The sequence below is a fragment of the Mucilaginibacter gynuensis genome (assembly GCF_039541195.1).
Taxonomy (GTDB): Bacteria; Bacteroidota; Bacteroidia; order Sphingobacteriales; family Sphingobacteriaceae; genus Mucilaginibacter; species Mucilaginibacter gynuensis.
The window spans coordinates 60422-78447 of record NZ_BAABFT010000006.1; the positions used below are offsets into that span (position 1 = coordinate 60422).

Sequence of the window (18026 nt, forward strand, 5' to 3'; positions counted from 1 at the left end):
CGTAACTTCGCTTTTTATTTAACGCTCATTTAAATGTCTAAAAGCGCCACGCCGCCACCTCCGCAAAAAGAGAATCTGCACCCACGTAACCTGCACCGCGGGCAGTACAACTTTGCAAAGCTTATTAAAGCCTTGCCCGAACTGCGGGAGTTTGTAAAGCCGAATCCTGATGGTATAGAATCGATAGATTTTGGCGATGCGGAAGCGGTGGTGATGCTGAACAAGGCCTTGCTTAAAGCACATTACGCTATCGACTTTTGGTCGTTGCCTGCCGGTTACTTATGTCCGCCAATACCGGGCCGGGCAGATTACCTGCATTACATGGCCGACCTGCTTGCCGATAGCAATGAAGGGCTGATACCTAAAGGCAGCAAGGTAAAGGTGCTTGATATTGGCTCGGGCGCTAACTGCATTTACCCGCTTATTGGCAACAGCGCTTATGGCTGGCAGTTCACAGGATCAGATGTTGATCAGCTGGCGGTTAATTCGGCCAAGAATATCGTGTCGCAAAATCCGCGGATTAAACCGCTGATAGAGCTGCGCGTGCAAGCCAATAAGAACAATATATTTCCCGGCATAATATTACCCGGCGAAACGTTCGACCTTACTATTTGCAACCCGCCATTCCACGCTTCGCTAAAAGAGGCGCAAGCCGGTACCATTAAAAAATGGGAAAACCTTAACCGCGAACAAAAAACTGCGCTTAACTTTGGCGGTAAAAAGAACGAGCTTTGGTACACCGGCGGCGAAGCAGGCTTTATCACCAAAATGATTGAGCAAAGCGCGCAGGTTGCCAAAAGATGTTTTTGGTTTACCACGCTGGTATCAAAAAAGGATAACCTGCCGCATATTTACAAAACGCTGGAATGGCAAAAGGTAGCGGAGGTAAAAACCATTAACATGGCACAGGGCCAAAAGGTAAGCCGTGTAGTAGCATGGACGTTTTTGTCCCCCGAAGAACAGGCCGCATGGCGTAAAGATCACTGGCAGCAAAAATAACTGTATGAAACAGGCAGCGTTTACACTAAACGGCCGGATATGGATAGATGTGGATGGCGAAAAGATGCTTGGCCATGGCCGTGTTGAGCTGATGGAGCGTATACAGGCTTCGGGTTCGATAAGGCAGGCTGCCTTGCAAATGAAAATGTCGTACAAACAAGCCTGGGACCTGGTAAACCATATCAACTCGCATTTCGAATCGCCTGTTATTATATCGCAACGAGGTGGAAAGGGTGGCGGCAGTGCCGTAATCACTGCTGAAGGTCAAAAGCTGATCCAGCAATTTCATCATCTGCAACAAAAATTCAACTTATTTCTCCGGGAAAACAGCGGCAGCTTTTCTTTTTAACTTCCTTTTTGGCTGTTTTTAAAACACGATTGTCTTTTTTATGTGTTTTTTGGCGCTGTGAAGCACAGCGTTTATGGGTTTTATATATTTTAGCGTTATGTTTTTAAAAATATAACGCTAAAATATCATCTACATGAATAAAAATCTACTCTTAAAATCACTTATTTTATTGTTTGCATTGTTTTTAACCAGCTTAAAAACTTATGCACAGCTGGCAGATACAGGCAAGCACGTATTTCAATTAGGGCAGGTAAACATTATTGGTGCTAAGGATAGCCTGCAATCAAACAAACTAAGCGCGGGTACCCTTAATCAGTACAACAGGTATGATGTATCGCACGCGCTCAACCTGTTGCCCGGCATTACGCTGATGGCTGTCGGCGCTCGTAACGAATCGGCCATTAATGTGCGCGGGTTTGATATCCGCCAGGTGCCGGTATACGTTGATGGTGTGCCGTTGTATGTGCCTTACGATGGCTATGTAGATTTGGCAAGGTACAATACTTTTAATCTATCCGAGATCAGCGTGGCCAAGGGTTACTCATCGGTACTATTTGGCCCCAATGCCGAGGGCGGTGCTATCAACCTGGTGAGCCGTAAGCCGGTGAAGCCTTTTGAACTGAATGCTGTTGCAGGTTACCTTAACGGTGGCTACCGGTTAAATACCAATATCGGCGGTAGCCAGGGCAAGTTTTATTACCAGGTTTCGGCCTCGCAGTTAAAACGTAATTATTTCCCGCTATCATCGTCGTTTGTGCCGGTTAAAAATGAGGACGGCGGTCATCGCGATAATTCTTACAGCAACGATATCGACCTGAGCGGAAAGGTAGGTTTTACACCGACGGCCTCGCAGGAGTACGCTATTGGTTACAGTTACCACCGTGGCAAGAAAGGTACACCGGTTTATGCCGGCGATAATACCCAACACTCTTTATTTAAAAATCCGCGTTACTGGAAATGGCCAAACTGGGATACGCAAGGTTTATACCTGTTAAGCAACAATAAGCTTAACGCAACCAACACTATTAAAACCCGCTGGTATTACAGTCAGTTTAAAAATGAAATTGATAGTTATGATGATGTTACCTACACCACCATTAGCAAGCCCTATGCTTTTAAAAGCATTTATGACGACTATACTTTAGGTAGCAGCGTAATATTTGAAAACACCGATATCAGGAACAACAGTTTCAGTATTGTGGGCCAGTACAAGCAGGATGTACACCGCGAGCATAATGTAGGCGAACCAACCCGCCGCAATGCCGATAACAACTTTTACATTGGTGCCGAAGATACCTATCAATTAACACAGGCCTTGAAGGTAAACGTAGGTGTAAACTATAACGACAGACGCAGCACCGCAGCCCAGCAGTTTGTAAGCAACGCCATTGCCGAACTGCCTGCCAATAGTAACAGCGCCTGGAATGTGCAGGGTTTAATACAGTACGATTTGAACAGTAGTAACGCGCTAAGTTTTTCGGTTGCGCGCAAAACACGTTTCGCTACCATTAAAGACAGGTATTCGTACCGCATGGGCACTGCCATTCCAAACCCTGACCTGAAGGCGGAAGACGCGCTTAATTATGATTTGAGCTATCGCTCCTTAATTGGCGGCAAACTGACCTTGCTGGCTTCAGGGTTTTACAGCAAGATCAACAACAGCATACAAACCGTAAACAATGTAGCGGTTGACCCGGTAACTAACAATAACCTGGCACAGGTGCAAAATGTAGGCAAGGCCGAGTATTACGGTGCTGAATTTGCAGCAGGCTACCCAATACTGAACAATTTAAGTGTTAATGCCAATTACACCCTAATTGTGCGTAATAACTTATCGGCGCCGCAGGTATACTTTACCGATGTACCTAAACATAAGGTGTTCGCTTCGGTACAATATTCGCCTGTTGCCAAATTGTATTTACTGGCATCTGAAGAGTACAATTCAAAAAGATACAGCACCAGCTACGGTACACCGTCGGGAGCGTTTTACTTAACCAATGTAAAGGCGCATGTAACCTTGCTTAAAGGTTTCGCGGTGGAGGGCGGTGTTAATAACCTGTTCGATCGTAATTATACCCTTACCGAAGGTTACCCTGAGCAGGGCAGAAACTACTTTGCCAACATCATCTATAATTATTAAATTTAGTTGACCGGTATTTGAATATTAAATTGAAAAAGGAACAGCGCAAACCAACCATCAAGTCGCATGTGGCATATATGCGCAAGGCGGGTATTGTACTGTTCCTTTTAGTAGTAAGCGTTGCCCTTTCGGCCGGGGCTTATTACCGGGAAGAAGTGCCTGTTGGCCCTTACCCGCTTAATTACCCTGCTAACTTTGGTAACCGCGTTAATACCCCGGCCAATGAGCCTGTTACCCGGCAGGCCGTGTATCTGGGGCGCATGTTGTTTTACGAAACCCGTTTATCGGCCAATAACAAATTATCCTGCGGCAGCTGCCACGAACAAGCCCGGGCATTTACCGATGGCAAAGCTTTGAGCGCGGGGGTGGATAATGTACTATCTACCCGTAATTCCATGTCGTTGGTTAACCTGCTTTGGGCACGTAAATTCTTTTGGGATGGCCGGGCTGCAAGTTTAGAAGACCAGGCTATTGTACCCATGACTAACCCGCACGAGATGGGGCAGTCGTTAACGTTATCGGCACAAAAACTAAGCAAAACCAAAAACTACCCCGGTATTTTTAAAATTGTTTATGGCGATACCGCTATAACCAGCGACCGTATTGTAAAGGTCATAGCGCAGTTTGAGCGTACGCTTATTTCAGCCCATTCGCGGTATGATGATTATTTGCGGAAAGCTTATCAACCCACTCCCTTAGAATTACAGGGCATGACGCTGTTTAATCAGGTGCCCCAACCCGAAAAAGGCATCCGTGGCGCTAATTGTACCCATTGCCACGGAGGCGCTAAAAATTATATGGAGCTTTTTCATAACAATGGGCTCGATAGTATTTATAAAGATGCCGGGATAGAAGAACTTACCGGCTTAGCTGCCGACAGGGGCCGGTTTAAAGTGCCAACCCTGCGTAACATCGCGTTAACGGCACCTTATATGCACGACGGTCGCTTTAAAACGCTGGAGGAGGTGATAGATCATTATAGCGAACACATTAAACAATCGGCCTCGCTAAGTGCTTTTTTACAAGGCGAATCAAACATAACCAGCGGCACATCATTAAAACTGCTGCCGCAGGAAAAGAAATCGCTCATAGCGTTTTTGAATATGCTTACCGATACCGCCTTTGTAACCGACCCGCGATTTTCAAACCCGCATTTAACAGTTAACAGGAAATAAAAACATTAATCCCATGAAAAAAATAGCATTACTTATTGCGTTCGCTTGTTTAAGCTTGGCACCGCTGCTAAGCATCGCGCAGGCCGAAAAACAGGCCATTGTTAAAGTAAGTGGCGAAGTCGCCACCCCTTTAAATATCAGCGCGGCAGAACTCCAAAAATTTAAGCAGATTACTGTTACCCGTAAGGACAGGGATGGTAAAGACCATGCCTATTCGGGTGTGGTACTGGCTGATATTTTGCAAAAGGCAGGTGTAACCATGGGAGCCGAACTAAAAGGCGAAAACCTTACCAAATATTTATTGGTAGAAGCCAGCGACGGCTACCAGGTGAGCTTCGCTTTGGCCGAACTGGATAAGAGCTTTACCGACAGGCTGATCATACTGGCAGATAAGGTTGACGGTAACCCATTACCTGCCGCTGATGGCCCTTTCCGCATTATTGTGCAGGACGAAAAGAAACCCGCCCGTTGCGTTAAACAGGTGACTTCATTAAAGATCGCCTTCGCTAAGTAAGCAGTACCGGTAAAGAACATATTAAAGCCTTCGGATTGTTATCCGGGGGCTTTGTTATTTTAAACGGGTAGTTGCTGTACAGCAACTATTTATCTGCTGAAAAAAAGTGAGGGCAACCCAACGTTTATCATTTTTTATACGATGATGCATTAAAAACACATCATTTAAATTATAACAAAATGAAAAAGTTAACCTACAACCTCATTGTGGCAATTATTGCCTTACTAATTACGCAAAGCTGCAAAAAGTTAGACCAAAGTACTGTTGGGTATGAGCTGGTGGCCAGTAAAACCATTCTTAAAATTCAGGAACCCGATTCCCTGCTGGTGCTGGGCGCTTCCGCTAACGATTCCATTAACTGGACGGTAGCGCCATCGGGTTTCAGCAATATTATTAAACGCGGTAACGCGGCCTTGGCAATATTCCGAAAGGCGGGTAATTATACGGTTACGGCAACTGTAAATGGTAGCAGCCCGGTAAGTACAACCATTACCGTTACCGATTCTGTTTATCAACCCGCTGAACCACAGCCAACACATATACCCTTAACCGGCGACCAAATTGTGTTACACGCAAATTTTTATGAGCATGCCGAAACTGATTCTGCTTACCTGTACTTTACCGCTATAACTACCAAGCACTATACCTGCGGCAATAGCATAATCAATTACACCAAATCGCTCGATGCGGCAAACCATTTCGGGCTAACATTCATAGACGTAACCAAACCTGCCGATCCTGCCTGCTTACCCGGCGGCGGCGCTATCTCATCAGATATTATTGATTTCAGGCAGCACACCGGTACTCCATATTTAACCGACGGTACCTATCCGCTTACCGTCACTTTAAATGGCACTACTTATACAGGAAGTATCACAGTTACCGCAACAAGTATTAATTTTAGCTGGCCGTATACCGCAGGGGTAACGATAACGCCTTTGCATATAAATAGATAATTATTTTGAATGATCCGTTCGGTGAGAGGGATGTTGATTTAACTCACCCCGACTACGCTGCGCTGGTCGACCCTCTCTACAAAGTAGAGAGGGTTAGAAAACTCTGATCCTTCTTTGCGCAGCAGAGAAAGTGGTCGGGCGAAGCGAAGACCGGATGAGTTAAATTATAGCGGATGCCTTAACTTAAGAACATCAGTTGGCCGAACGGATAAAGCAGACAAAGAGCAGTAAATTAAAAAACTTAAAAAAATGCAGATTGCACCCAACGTTTCGTGGGTTTTGTTCGAAGTGTGTTGAAGAGAAGCTTCGAAAATTTAATTTCTTGAATGGATCTTTCTAAAAAGCAGGCAGGTAAGCTGGTAAAAGGGTGTATAAATAATGAACGCACGGCACAGGAGGCCCTGTACAAGTTATTTCATGCCGATATGCTGCGCGTTTGCTATAGTTATATACAGGATAAAGACAAAGCGAAGGAAGCTTTCAACGCCGGGTTCCTGAAGGTTTTCCAGTCGATAAAGAACTTTGATGCCGATAAGGGCGAGCTTGGCGGCTGGATCAGGAAGATCATGATCTATACCGCTATCGACCTTTGCCGCAAAGAGCTGAAATTTAACACTGCCGACATCGGCGATGAGCAAATTGCCGACGACCGGTTTATTTCGCCGGAAATATTGGAGAAACTGTATTTTGAGGATATACTGCGTAACATACGCACACTGCCTTATGCCACACAAACGGTTTTTAATCTATCGGTACTGGATGGCTTTAGCCATAAAGAGATTGGCGAGCAGTTAAACATAAGCGAGGGTACATCGCGCTGGCACCTGGCCGAGGCCAAACGGAAATTAAGAACATTGCTGCAACCGGATACCGAAAGCAATGAACAGCTAAAGGAAAGGAGGGCAGCAGGAAAATGAAACAAGCGTTAAAATATCTTGAGCTTTGGCAACAAAAAAGAGCCGGGCTGCCAATAAATGACGACGCTAATGCCGACTGGCTGGATATGCAGGCCATGCTCGACGTGCAATTACCGGGAGGCAGCACCGGCGGAGGTAGCATTACACAATATATGCAGGCGTTTAAGTATAAGCTGCTATCGTATATTGTAGTGGCTGTATCGGTTACAACCGTACTTTACTTCGCGCTCCACAAAAAACAGGCGGATGATAAAGACTATAAAAAGCATCCGCTAAAAAACATTGTAGCGAAAAAGAATACAGACTCAACTATTAGCCATGATGCTGTAATTGATGCCGACGATAATAGCAACGAAGCAGCAAAAGATAGCTCAACCTTAGTTGATAGCGTTTCGCAAAAAACAGGAATATTTAATGACCCGGATTCGGTAAGTAAAGCTCATGCTGATACAGAAAGCAAGAGGAATGGACCAGTTCCCGAAAACACAAAAGATGCGGAAAACAGAACAGGTATAAATACGGATAGGGCTAAACGGGGAGGTTCTGCGGTAGATAATAATACTACGATCAGTCCTAATAAAAAACCATCGCCAGGCGCGTCCACTAAACATGGTAAAAACGGGGCGCGGTTTGTTCCGCAAAATGCACCTGACCCAAACCATAATAATAGTGATAACGATAAGCTGATAGCCGGTGCCGGTGATCGGATACAAAGCTATCTTTCGGTATTGCCGCCTGCACAGCAAACCTTTGTGTTCTACAATAATAGTCCTGCTACACCAAATTTTGCCGCAAGCGGATACAATATTAATTCCATATCTGTTAAATCGGGGGCTGCTCCGCAACAACCCAATGCCGGGAAGGCCAAGCAGGATAAGAGCAAGCAGGATAGTAAGAAGAAAGATAAAAGGCAGAAGCCATCATCACCCTTAAATATTGATTACGGTATTTTGATTGGCGTAAATGCCCCGGGTAGTTTTACCCCTAAAAGTGAGAACAGTAATTTTTATGGCAGCTCACCGGTTGATGCCTTTGCTGGAGCTTTTGTAACGTATCATTTTAATAACAAATTAGGTATTAATTTTGAGCCAAGCGGCCTTAACCCGCAAAAAATAAGTGGCACCTATTCTGCAAAAGTTATTAGCCTGATAGATTCGGGGCAGTTTTTAACCATCAGCGATTCAAGGAAATTATACAACCTAAACCTTCCTTTGCATATAGTATATAAATTAAACAACTACGTAAGCCTGAAGGCGGGACCAATAATTAGTATTCCGCTCAAAAGTACGGCAGGTAAAACCACTTTCGTAGCCAGCGGCAATCGCAAAGACTCACTATACTATGTACGCATGACGGACACCTTGAAGAACATCACCTTTCAAAAGCGGATAGATTACGGTATTTCGGGCGGGGTAAGCTTTAATGTAAAGCGCTTTACTTTTGATGTTAACTACGTGCATTTTTTAAGAGGGCAACAGGTAAGCTCTCCGCTGGGTACTTATACAAGCAAGAACGGCAGCGTGCAATTTAAGCTTGGCTTTAAATTGGGAAAGGCTAAAGAAAGATAAAAGCTGAAAGCAAAAAGCGCCTTGAAAACCCTTCTTTGCGAAGCAGAGAAGGTGGTCGGGCAAAGCTAAGACCGGATGAGTTAAATGGCGGATATATTTTTAACTCCTGGCTTTTATCGGGATCCAAACTTCTTCTTCCGAGTCGGGGTGGTTGTTCTTATACTTTTCGCCGAGTATTTCAAAATGCGGGCGGTTATCCGGCACATAACCGGAAACCGGGAGCCACTCGTTGAAGATATAACTGAAGGATGGTGCAAAATCGCTTGCTGCACCATGGTAAATAAACACCGCGTAAAGTCCGCCCGGTAAGGTATAGGTTTCCATGTCTTCGGGGATGTTTTCGAAATCGGAAACTTCTGCCACGGCCCATTTTTCAAATGTGGTATCGGGAGTAAAAATCACGTTGTCTTCGTAAATCTGCATACAGAACACATCATTACTCAACGTACTAGTGATCTGTCTGCGGCGTGGCATAAAGCCTTGCCAAAGCTGCAGGGTTTTATCGTTATTGAAAGACATGGTCACTTTATGGCCAACCAGCTTTTTAGCGGCAATGGTTTCAATCCGGTTTTGCATAAGTATACGTTTACAGCGGCAAATATAGCAGCGGGGCATTATATGCAAAATATATATCATGCGCGTTAAACCACTTGCTGTAAAAACAATCAAAACAAACAGATATGCCCGCTTGTGGCATGTTGTACATTAGCGCATCAAACCATGAAAATACCTGCATTCATCCTATTGCTGTCTTTGTTTGCCATTGCTGTACAGGCGCAAAATAAAGGTATTGTATCGCGCCATAATAAAAACGCTGTAATACAGGCATTGGGCCTTACGGATAGTGCTGCTAATAAAACAAGCATTATTGTATCGCCGCGAGGCAGGCATACGGTAGTAACCAAAAATGGCAACGTAAGCACGATTGTTAATCCCGATGGCACACACGCGGTAGCGGTAAAGAACGGCAATGTATCTACTGTTGTTAATGCAAACGGAAGCCATTCCACTGTAATAGATAACGGCGCGACTTCCACCATCGTAAACCCCGACGGTACACATTCGGTACTGATCAACAATGGAACGGTATCAACCCTCGTTAATTCCAACGGCACCCATTCAACTGTAATAGATAACGGCGCTACGGCTACCATCGTCAATCCCGACGGCACTCATTCCACCGCCATAAAAACCGGTTCAACTTCCATTATCGTTAATCCCGACGGTACGCATACGGTGGTGGTTAATCCATAAAAGGGGGGTAAACAGGTATTCCTGAAAATTCAATTATTGTTGTTTTTACACTTAAGGAGAGCCTGTGTGTAACAAACTGATGACAAGCATGATGGCACAATGGTATTAATATGTAAATTGTACATATTTTTTTACCAATCGTGCATTTTGTTGATGCTGATTCATTATAATTACTATGTTTACTAAAAAATAACCGATAGTTTATTGCGGCCTGTTGCGGGTAAGTGTGAGAGATTTAGCGACGTGTTGTGCCCAAAACTTTGCAGGGATATTGAACCAATTAATCAAGAATACCACCTTTTTGTACTTAAATATTTTATGGCAGAGAACAGTAAAAACACGTCACGTCGCAGTATGATCAAAAAAGTTGCCGCCGGTACCGCAGCAGCAGTAATTGGCGAAAGTTTATTTAACCGCGTATCAGCAGCCGAAGCCCTGCTGGATAGCAGCCTTAAAGGCCGCATTAACCATTCCGTATGCCGTTGGTGTTATGGTTCGGTATCATTAGATGACCTTTGCAAGGCCGCTAAAGATATGGGCATGACCTCGATCGACCTGGTTGGTCCGGATGAGTGGCCAACGCTTAAAAAATACGGCCTTATGTCGGCCTTAACCCAGGGTGCCGGTAAGGGCATTGGCGAAGGTTTTAACAACCCGGCCTTTCATGATGAACTGGTAAAAAGCTATACCGAAGTAATACCAAAGGTAGCCGAAGCCGGTTTCAGCCAGATCATCTGTTTCTCGGGTAACCGTAACGGACTGGATGATGAGCAGGGAATAAAAAACTGCGCCATCGGCCTTAAAAGGTTAATGCCGGTTGCCGAAAAATATAAAGTGACCATGGTGATGGAATTGCTGAACAGCAAGGTTGACCACCACGATTACCAGTGCGACCACACCAAATGGGGCGCCGCTTTATGCGATGCTGTAGGGTCTGACAGGTTTAAACTGCTGTACGACATTTACCACATGCAAATTATGGAGGGCGACGTTATTGCTACCATTAATAAATACAACAAATACATATCGCATTACCACACCGGTGGTGTACCCGGCCGTGCCGAAATTGACGAAACGCAGGAACTATATTACCCGGCCATTATGAAAGCCATTATTGCTACAGGTTACAAAGGCCACGTTGCACAGGAGTTTATTCCGCGCCGCCCCGATAAAATAGCCTCGCTTAAACAAGGCGTTCAAATTTGCGACGTATAATTTATTGCATTAAAATATTATTCTATTGAGCAGCCGCGGCTGCATAACCCCCTGATTATGATTAAAGCTAAACACTTTAAAATTTATGCTGCTGTATTGTCGGCCGTTTGTGTGTCGGCGCTGTTTTACGCCTGTAAAACGGTAGCTACCAAAGCCACATCCGCCGTCCCGGCAAAACCGGCACGTGTACTGGTGTTCTCTAAAACCAAAGGCTATTACCATGGCTCAATACCCGCGGGTATGGCTGCCATACAAAAGCTGGGTAAAGAGAATAACTTTATTGTTGATACTACTAAAAACTCGGCCTATTTTGTTGAGGATAGCCTGAAACACTACAGCGCTGTAATATTTTTAAGCACCACCATGAATGTGCTTAACGCCGATGAACAGGTAGCCTTTGAGCGCTACATTGAAGCAGGCGGCGGTTACATGGGCGTACATGCCGCAGCCGATACCGAGTACGATTGGCCATGGTATAACAAACTGGTTGGCGCTTACTTTAAAAGCCATCCGGGTAACCCTAATGTACGTAAAGCTACTGTTGATGTAATTGATACTACCTTTATAGCTACCAAAGGGCTACCCGCCCGCTGGGAGCGTACCGACGAATGGTACAACTACAAAAGCATTCAGGAGGATATTAAGGTAGTGGCCAAGCTCGACGAAAACACTTACGAAGGCGGCGAGAACGGCGATAACCACCCAATTGCCTGGTACCATGAGTTTGATGGCGGTCGCGCGTTTTACACGGGCGGTGGCCATACCGACGAAAGCTATGCCGAACCATTGTTTTTAAAACACTTGCTGGGCGGTATCAAATACGCTATAGGCAACAATATCCAGCTTGATTTTTCAAAATCGTACGCGGTTAGAAAACCGGAGGATAACCGTTTCACAAAAAACATCCTGTCGAACGATTTGAATGAGCCGATGGAGCTTTCGGTAACGCCGGATGGCCGCGTGTTCTTTATTGAGCGTACCGGTAATTTCTACGTATACACCCCAACCGATGGTAAAACCAAACTGGTGTACACCTTCCCGGTTAAGGCGGTTGATAAATACCTGAACGGATTGCTGGGTATGACGATTGACCCTGATTTTGAAACCAACAACTTTATTTACTTCTTTAATACTGCCGAAGCCGGTGGCAAAACCAAGCAGCACATTTCGCGCTTTACCATTGGTAAAGATAATGTGCTTAACCTGGCATCAGAGAAGGTGATCATCGAAATCCCTATCGACCTGGAAGTAAGCGCCCACACAGGCGGCTCACTGGCCTGGGATAAAAACAAGAACCTGTTCATCTCTACTGGTGATAACACAGTTCCGTTTGAATCTGATGGTTTTGCACCTATCGATCAGCGCCCTAACCGCTTAACTTTTGATGCCGAGCGTTCTGCCGGTAACACCAATGATTTGCGTGGTAAGATCTTAAGGATCCACCCCGAGGCCGATGGTTCATACACCGTGCCCGAAGGTAACCTGTTCCCGAAAGGAACACCTGATACCCGCCCGGAAATCTATGTAATGGGCTGCCGCAACCCTTACCGTATGTCGGTTGACCCTGAAACCTCTTTTGTATATTGGGGTGAGGTTGGTCCGGATTCGGGTACCGATGGCGCACAAGGCCCGCGTGGTTACGATGAGTTTAACCAGGCAAAACAAGCCGGTAACTTTGGCTGGCCGTATTTTGTGGGCGATAACAAACCATACAAAGAGTACGATTTTGCTACCAAGGCCATCGGCAAATATTTTGATGTGAATGGGCCCGAAAATAAATCGCCATACAGCACCGGAGCTAAAAAATTGCCGCCGCCGCAAAAGCCTATGGTATGGTATCCTTATGGTCGTTCTGCCGAGTTCCCGCAATTAGGGCAGGGTGGTCGTTGCGCTATGGGCGGCCCGGTATATCATTATGATGCGGCGCTAAAATCAGACACGAAATTCCCTGAATATTACGACAAGGCCCTGTTTATGTACGATTGGATGCGTAACTGGGTATTCGCTATCCGTTTCGATGAAAATCACAACTACAAACGTATGGAGCCATTTATGGAAACCAATGGCGATTTCAGAAGACCGATAGATATTGAGGTTGGTCCGGAAGGTTCATTCTATATGCTGGAGTATGGTTCTGTTTACGGTATCGATAACGTTGATGCCCGCCTGGTACGTATAGATTATAATGGCGGTAACCGTGCACCTATAGCCAAAATTGAAACACAGGATACTATTGGCCTTGCGCCGTACAAAGTGGCCTTCAATTCAAAAAGCTTTGATAATGATGACGACGATAAGTTAACCTACGAGTGGAACTTTGACGGCACCAAAAGATCAAACGAGGTAAACCCTACTTATACTTTTGAAAAGAACGGCATTTATAAAACTACCCTTAAAGTAACCGATGCCGGTGGTAAAGTTGCAATTGATACCGTGGAAATTAAAGTGGGTAACACCTTGCCGCAGGTAGCCATCAATACGCCGAATAACCGTACTTTCTTTTTCCCAACCGCGTCAACCTTTACTTATAAGGTAGATGTGAAGGATAATGAAGATAAAACCATCGACCCTAAAAAGGTGAAGGTTGCGCTTGATTTCATCGCCAAGGTAGAAAGCAACAAAGCCCTGATAGGTCACCAGGAAATTACACCTACTTACAGCTACGGTAAAGATTTGATAGCGAAGAGCGATTGTAAGGCTTGTCACCAGATAAACGATAAATCTGTTGGTCCGGCATTTATGCTGGTAGCAAAACGTTACGCAGGCGATAAAGGCGCGGTAGCCCGTTTGGCCAAGAAGATCATTGTTGGCGGTGGCGGTGTTTGGGGCGAGCATGCCATGAGCGCGCACCCGCAACTATCAAATGACGATGGATCTGAAATTGTGAAATACATCCTGTCGCTTAACTCGCAAAAAGCGGTGGTAGCCCTGCCGCAGCAAGGTTCGGTAGCTTTAAAAGAGCATACCGCGCAGCAAGATCAGGCCAGGTATATCTTCTCTGCTTCGTATACCGATAAAGGCGGCGCTATCACTCCGCTTACTAAAAAGGAAAGCATTATACTTCGCCCTGCAAAAGTACAGGCCGAAGATCTGGATGTGCTTTTCAATATCAAGATACAGGAGAAGATCATCGGCAGTATCCACAACAAATCGTTCGCGGTATTGAAAAATGTTGATCTGAAGGATATTACCAAGTTAACCTATTTGTACGCCTCGGCTAACCGCAGCGGAACAATAGAGGTTCACCTTGATTCGCCGAAGGGTGAGGTAGTAAGCACTATCGGCTTTACACCAACCGGCAACTGGGATACTTACAAAACACTGAGCGCGCCGGTAAAAGATCCGGGAGGTATACATAACCTGTTCTTCGTGTTTGTTAAACCCGATAAACCAAACAATGACCTGATCAGTATCGATTGGATCAACTTTGAAAAGTAAGCACATCGGCTCACCCCGACATTGCTCCGCTTATCAACCCCTCTCTCCGTAAACGGAAAGAGGGGTTTGTTTTTTACTGTTTCTTTTTCCAACCCTCTTTGCGAAGCAGAGAGGGTGGTCCAGCGAAGCGTAGACCGGGTGAGTTGACTATGCACTAATACCCTCAAAGCCTGTTCGTTGCAAAGCGAACAGGCTTTGTTGTTAATAAGCTATTAAACAGCTTGTTGGGCAGGTGCTTGATGGATTATTATACTGTGGCATTGCAGGATTGTAAACAATATTTGCATTTTATTATCTAATTTTATCCAATACGTTGGCGCGCTTTTCAGTTGCAGTTTTTAATACTTATAATCGCATTGTTATAACTGTTGTGCAGACAGGAAACCAATTGTAACCATTAAATGACCAACGTTTTATTTAAAAGAAGAGATGGCTTTGAGGGACAGAAACTGATCAATGTTCCGGAAAAGGTATGGGATGATGTGTTTAAGAAAGATGCTTCTTTTTTTCAGTTGTACATTACCCAGATAGGTTATTTCCCTAAAGCGCGTTTCCATTACCGCGAACGCCGCAAGGGCTGCGAGGATAACATTTTAATTTACTGCGTGCAGGGCAAGGGGCATTATGTATTAGATGGACAATACCATACTGTGGTAGCCAACCAGTTTATTATACTGCCTGCAACCGATAAGCCCATGCGCTACTGGGCCGATATTGACGACCCATGGACTATTTACTGGGTGCATTTTACCGGCAGCAATATCAACGGCTTCAACATCTTTTTAAATATCGATGAAACACAGGGCCCGGTGCAAATATCGTTCAACGCCAAGGCGATTGATATATGGCACAGCATGTTTCAAAGTTTGGAAGAAGGCTACACGATAGAGAACCTGTGCGATGCCAACTTTTGCCTGTACAGCTTTATCGCTACGTTCCTGTTTCCAACGAGGCATGTTGCCCAGCCTAAGCCCGAAAGTACCGATATAGTGACCGAAACCATCAACCACATGCGCGCCAACCTCGATAAAAGGTTTACCGTAGAGGATATGGCCAAAAAACACAATTTTTCGCGCTCTTATTTTTCCAACATATTCCGCAAGGCAACAGGTATGCCGCCGGTTGATTACTTTATCCACCTGAAAATGCAGAAGGCCTGCCAGCTGCTGTATGAAGGTGAAACTAAAATTAAAACCATCGCGCTTGATGTAGGGTATGATGATCCTTTCTATTTCTCGCGCATATTCAAAAAATACATGGGCATATCGCCCGAACAATATCGCCTGTCAACCCAATATGGGGTATTAAAAACAGGCTAAGGCTCTTCTTTTGTTATAATTCAGTAGTAAATTGCCCTGTGTACGCGGGGCTTTTTGCTTTTAAGGGAATTGTGCCGGCGAGGTGAAATACTTGTCGTAATCAACCCCTGTAATTGCCGTATTTGCACCCCACAATATTGTAAAACTCCGCTTACATTTGTAATGTAAACCACTAACAAATAAAAGTTATAAACGGGTATAGGTAGCCTAAAGCGCTGCTTGTCAAAAAACAATACAGTTATGGAAAGCACAAAAGTTGAAAAAACGATCACCGTTAACGCCACTCCCGAAAAGGTATGGCAGGTTTTGCTGAACGACGAGTATACAAGGCAATGGTTTGCCGAGTTTTCACCGGGTACCTATGCCATCAGCGACTGGAAATTAGGCAGCGAAGTTATTTACCAGGACGGCAACGGCATGGGCATGGCGGCAAAAATTACCGCTATTGAGCCTTACACTTATTTTGCGGTAGAATTTACCGGCGTAATAAAAGATGGCGTGGCCGATTATGACAGCGACGATGCCAAAAAGTTTACCGACGGCAGCGGCGAAAGGTATCGCATTGTTCCGGTAAGTGACGGCGTTACCCGGTTAGATGTAAGTACCAATAGTCCGGATGAATATCTTGAGATGATGACCCAAATGTGGGATAAAGCGCTGGAGAAATTCAAACGGCTGGCCGAAGCCTGATCTCAAACTAAAACAACCATATACACTCAAACTAAAAACCTCACCCAATCATGAAAATTTTAAAAAAGGTATTGCTGGTTATCGTAATCATCATAGCGGTAGTACTAATTGTGGCCGCGTTCACCAAAAGCGAATACTCGGTTAAGCGCAATGTTGTGATCAATAAGCCCAAGGCCGAAGTGTTCGATTACATTAAATATGTTAAAAATCAGGAGCAATACAGCAAATGGGAAAAGATGGACCCGGCCATGAAAAAAACCTACACCGGTACCGATGGCACTGTGGGCTTTACCTCGGCCTGGGATAGCAAGGTAGACAGCGTAGGGCAGGGCGAACAAACCATTGCCAAAATAACCGAAGGCGAAAAGCTTGACCTGAAGATCCATTTTATAAAGCCTTTTGAAGGCAAGGCCGATGCTTATTTGGCAACGGAAATAGTAACGCCAACCGAAACCAAGGTAACCTGGGGATTGAAAAGCAAAATGCCTTATCCCATGAACATTTTCCTGCTATGCATGGATATGGATAAGATGATTGGCGACGACCTGCAAACCGGCCTCAATAATTTAAAAACCGTACTCGAAACAAAATAATTTCACCCAATAAAACCACCAACCAAATGGCAACTATTAATCCGTATTTAAACTTTAACGGTAATACCGAAGAGGTTTTCAATTTTTACAAATCAGTATTCGGCGGCGAATTTGCTATGCTGATGCGCTTTAAGGATACGCAGGATTGCAGCGGCATGGCCGAAGCCGAGCAAAACCTGATTATGCATGTGGCATTGCCAATTGGCCCAACCACTATATTAATGGCATCTGACGTGCCGCCGTCTATGCCCGCTTCAACTACCGGTACTAATTTCTCTATCTCCATAAGTGTTGATAGCAAAGAAGAAGGCGACCGCATATTTACCGGCCTTTCAGAGGGTGGCCAGGTTACCCTGCCAATGCAAACCATGTTTTGGGGCGCCTACTTCGGTATGCTGATTGATAAATTTGGCATCAACTGGATGGTAAATTACGACGAGAAATACACTCAATAATAAACCTAATAATACAGCAATGCCTGAAAGGGAATTGCTGTATTATTTTAACCCCTCCCGATCATGAAAAAAACTAAAATTACTTACTGGGTTGTTACCGCCATACTGTGTGGGTTTTTCATCTTCAGTTCGTACTCAAACATTGTAAGTGCACCCGAAGCCATAGAAGTATTCAAACACCTTGGTTACCCGGTTTACCTGCTGCCGTTTTTAGGGGTTGCCAAAACGCTCGGCTCAATTACCATACTCATACCAGCCATGCCGCCACGTTTAAAAGAATGGGCTTATGCGGGTTTGTTTTTTGATATGACAGGCGCAGCCTACTCCGGCATTTCCGTTGGCGATCCTTTACAGCTTTGGATCACCATGCTGGTGATCGTTTATGCCTTTCTGTTCGGCTCATATTATTTGCACCACAAGTTGCTTAAGGAAAAGGCGTTATAG

The 18026-nt window shown here is 44.9% G+C and carries 17 protein-coding genes; 16 read left to right on the forward strand and 1 reads right to left on the reverse strand.

What is annotated here, in order from left to right; genetic code table 11:
* Positions 1 to 33 precede the first annotated feature (33 nt).
* The 8 genes from rlmF (at position 34) to ABD894_RS13280 (ending at position 8618) form a co-directional block, all read left to right on the forward strand.
* Positions 34 to 999: a 23S rRNA (adenine(1618)-N(6))-methyltransferase RlmF gene (gene rlmF, locus ABD894_RS13245; protein WP_345211523.1), complete on the forward strand. Its 966-nt coding sequence runs from the start codon at positions 34 to 36 to the stop codon at positions 997 to 999.
* A 4-nt stretch (positions 1000 to 1003) separates the two neighbouring features.
* Positions 1004 to 1348, forward strand: a complete 345-nt coding sequence (locus ABD894_RS13250) for a winged helix-turn-helix domain-containing protein (RefSeq protein WP_345211524.1) — start codon at positions 1004 to 1006, stop codon at positions 1346 to 1348.
* 133 nt (positions 1349 to 1481) lie between these two features.
* Entirely contained in the window at positions 1482 to 3488 is a 2007-nt protein-coding gene (locus ABD894_RS13255; protein ID WP_345211525.1) for a TonB-dependent receptor plug domain-containing protein, read from the forward strand.
* 29 nt (positions 3489 to 3517) lie between these two features.
* The gene (locus ABD894_RS13260) at positions 3518 to 4663 is read left to right on the forward strand and encodes a cytochrome-c peroxidase (RefSeq protein ID WP_345211526.1); all 1146 of its coding nucleotides are present in this window, start codon (positions 3518 to 3520) and stop codon (positions 4661 to 4663) included.
* A gap of 13 nt (positions 4664 to 4676) precedes the next feature.
* Positions 4677 to 5177, forward strand: a complete 501-nt coding sequence (locus tag ABD894_RS13265; RefSeq protein WP_345211527.1) for a molybdopterin-dependent oxidoreductase — start codon at positions 4677 to 4679, stop codon at positions 5175 to 5177.
* Between the two features lie 179 nt (positions 5178 to 5356).
* Positions 5357 to 6133 carry a hypothetical protein gene (locus ABD894_RS13270; protein ID WP_345211528.1) on the forward strand — a complete coding sequence of 259 codons (777 nt, stop codon included), beginning with the start codon at positions 5357 to 5359 and terminating at the stop codon, positions 6131 to 6133.
* Between the two features lie 326 nt (positions 6134 to 6459).
* On the forward strand, positions 6460 to 7050 hold the full coding sequence (locus ABD894_RS13275; protein WP_345211529.1) for an RNA polymerase sigma factor: 591 nt from the start codon (positions 6460 to 6462) through the stop codon (positions 7048 to 7050).
* Positions 7047 to 8618, forward strand: coding sequence for a porin family protein (locus ABD894_RS13280; RefSeq protein WP_345211530.1), 1572 nt, complete (start codon positions 7047 to 7049; stop codon positions 8616 to 8618). Before ABD894_RS13275 ends, ABD894_RS13280 begins: the two co-directional genes overlap by 4 nt.
* A 99-nt stretch (positions 8619 to 8717) precedes the next feature.
* Here the strand turns inward: ABD894_RS13280 and ABD894_RS13285 are convergent, their stop codons facing one another.
* A complete protein-coding gene (locus tag ABD894_RS13285) occupies positions 8718 to 9194 on the reverse strand; it encodes a GyrI-like domain-containing protein (RefSeq protein WP_345211531.1) in 477 nt (158 codons plus the stop codon).
* Between the two features lie 144 nt (positions 9195 to 9338).
* On the opposite strand from ABD894_RS13285, the gene ABD894_RS13290 reads away from it, so the two are divergent.
* The 8 genes from ABD894_RS13290 to ABD894_RS13325 all read left to right on the forward strand — a co-directional run bounded on the left by ABD894_RS13290 (position 9339) and on the right by ABD894_RS13325 (position 18026).
* Positions 9339 to 9872 carry a hypothetical protein gene (locus ABD894_RS13290; RefSeq protein ID WP_345211532.1) on the forward strand — a complete coding sequence of 178 codons (534 nt, stop codon included), beginning with the start codon at positions 9339 to 9341 and terminating at the stop codon, positions 9870 to 9872.
* Positions 9873 to 10190: 318 nt separating this feature from the next.
* Positions 10191 to 11087, forward strand: coding sequence for a TIM barrel protein (locus tag ABD894_RS13295; RefSeq protein ID WP_345211533.1), 897 nt, complete (start codon positions 10191 to 10193; stop codon positions 11085 to 11087).
* A gap of 57 nt (positions 11088 to 11144) precedes the next feature.
* Positions 11145 to 14525, forward strand: a complete 3381-nt coding sequence (locus tag ABD894_RS13300) for a ThuA domain-containing protein (RefSeq protein ID WP_345211534.1) — start codon at positions 11145 to 11147, stop codon at positions 14523 to 14525.
* 401 nt (positions 14526 to 14926) lie between these two features.
* Positions 14927 to 15844 carry an AraC family transcriptional regulator gene (locus ABD894_RS13305; protein ID WP_345211535.1) on the forward strand — a complete coding sequence of 306 codons (918 nt, stop codon included), beginning with the start codon at positions 14927 to 14929 and terminating at the stop codon, positions 15842 to 15844.
* 240 nt (positions 15845 to 16084) lie between these two features.
* Positions 16085 to 16534: an SRPBCC family protein gene (locus ABD894_RS13310; RefSeq protein ID WP_345211536.1), complete on the forward strand. Its 450-nt coding sequence runs from the start codon at positions 16085 to 16087 to the stop codon at positions 16532 to 16534.
* A 50-nt stretch (positions 16535 to 16584) separates the two neighbouring features.
* The gene (locus ABD894_RS13315; RefSeq protein ID WP_345211537.1) at positions 16585 to 17127 is read left to right on the forward strand and encodes an SRPBCC family protein; all 543 of its coding nucleotides are present in this window, start codon (positions 16585 to 16587) and stop codon (positions 17125 to 17127) included.
* 26 nt (positions 17128 to 17153) lie between these two features.
* A complete protein-coding gene (locus ABD894_RS13320) occupies positions 17154 to 17582 on the forward strand; it encodes a VOC family protein (protein WP_345211538.1) in 429 nt (142 codons plus the stop codon).
* A gap of 63 nt (positions 17583 to 17645) precedes the next feature.
* Complete coding sequence (locus ABD894_RS13325) at positions 17646 to 18026, forward strand: DoxX family protein (RefSeq protein WP_345211539.1); 381 nt, start codon at positions 17646 to 17648, stop codon at positions 18024 to 18026.

Coding starts and splice junctions, on each gene's coding strand:
- ABD894_RS13300 (WP_345211534.1), top strand. CDS start 11,145: ATGATTAAAGCTAAACACTTTAAAATTTATGCTGCTGTATTGTCGGCC.
- rlmF (WP_345211523.1), top strand. CDS start 34: ATGTCTAAAAGCGCCACGCCGCCACCTCCGCAAAAAGAGAATCTGCAC.
- ABD894_RS13295 (WP_345211533.1), top strand. CDS start 10,191: ATGGCAGAGAACAGTAAAAACACGTCACGTCGCAGTATGATCAAAAAA.
- ABD894_RS13265 (WP_345211527.1), top strand. CDS start 4,677: ATGAAAAAAATAGCATTACTTATTGCGTTCGCTTGTTTAAGCTTGGCA.
- ABD894_RS13310 (WP_345211536.1), top strand. CDS start 16,085: ATGGAAAGCACAAAAGTTGAAAAAACGATCACCGTTAACGCCACTCCC.
- ABD894_RS13290 (WP_345211532.1), top strand. CDS start 9,339: ATGAAAATACCTGCATTCATCCTATTGCTGTCTTTGTTTGCCATTGCT.
- ABD894_RS13305 (WP_345211535.1), top strand. CDS start 14,927: ATGACCAACGTTTTATTTAAAAGAAGAGATGGCTTTGAGGGACAGAAA.
- ABD894_RS13250 (WP_345211524.1), top strand. CDS start 1,004: ATGAAACAGGCAGCGTTTACACTAAACGGCCGGATATGGATAGATGTG.
- ABD894_RS13280 (WP_345211530.1), top strand. CDS start 7,047: ATGAAACAAGCGTTAAAATATCTTGAGCTTTGGCAACAAAAAAGAGCC.
- ABD894_RS13315 (WP_345211537.1), top strand. CDS start 16,585: ATGAAAATTTTAAAAAAGGTATTGCTGGTTATCGTAATCATCATAGCG.
- ABD894_RS13285 (WP_345211531.1), bottom strand. CDS start 9,194: ATGCAAAACCGGATTGAAACCATTGCCGCTAAAAAGCTGGTTGGCCAT.
- ABD894_RS13275 (WP_345211529.1), top strand. CDS start 6,460: ATGGATCTTTCTAAAAAGCAGGCAGGTAAGCTGGTAAAAGGGTGTATA.
- ABD894_RS13325 (WP_345211539.1), top strand. CDS start 17,646: ATGAAAAAAACTAAAATTACTTACTGGGTTGTTACCGCCATACTGTGT.
- ABD894_RS13320 (WP_345211538.1), top strand. CDS start 17,154: ATGGCAACTATTAATCCGTATTTAAACTTTAACGGTAATACCGAAGAG.
- ABD894_RS13255 (WP_345211525.1), top strand. CDS start 1,482: ATGAATAAAAATCTACTCTTAAAATCACTTATTTTATTGTTTGCATTG.
- ABD894_RS13270 (WP_345211528.1), top strand. CDS start 5,357: ATGAAAAAGTTAACCTACAACCTCATTGTGGCAATTATTGCCTTACTA.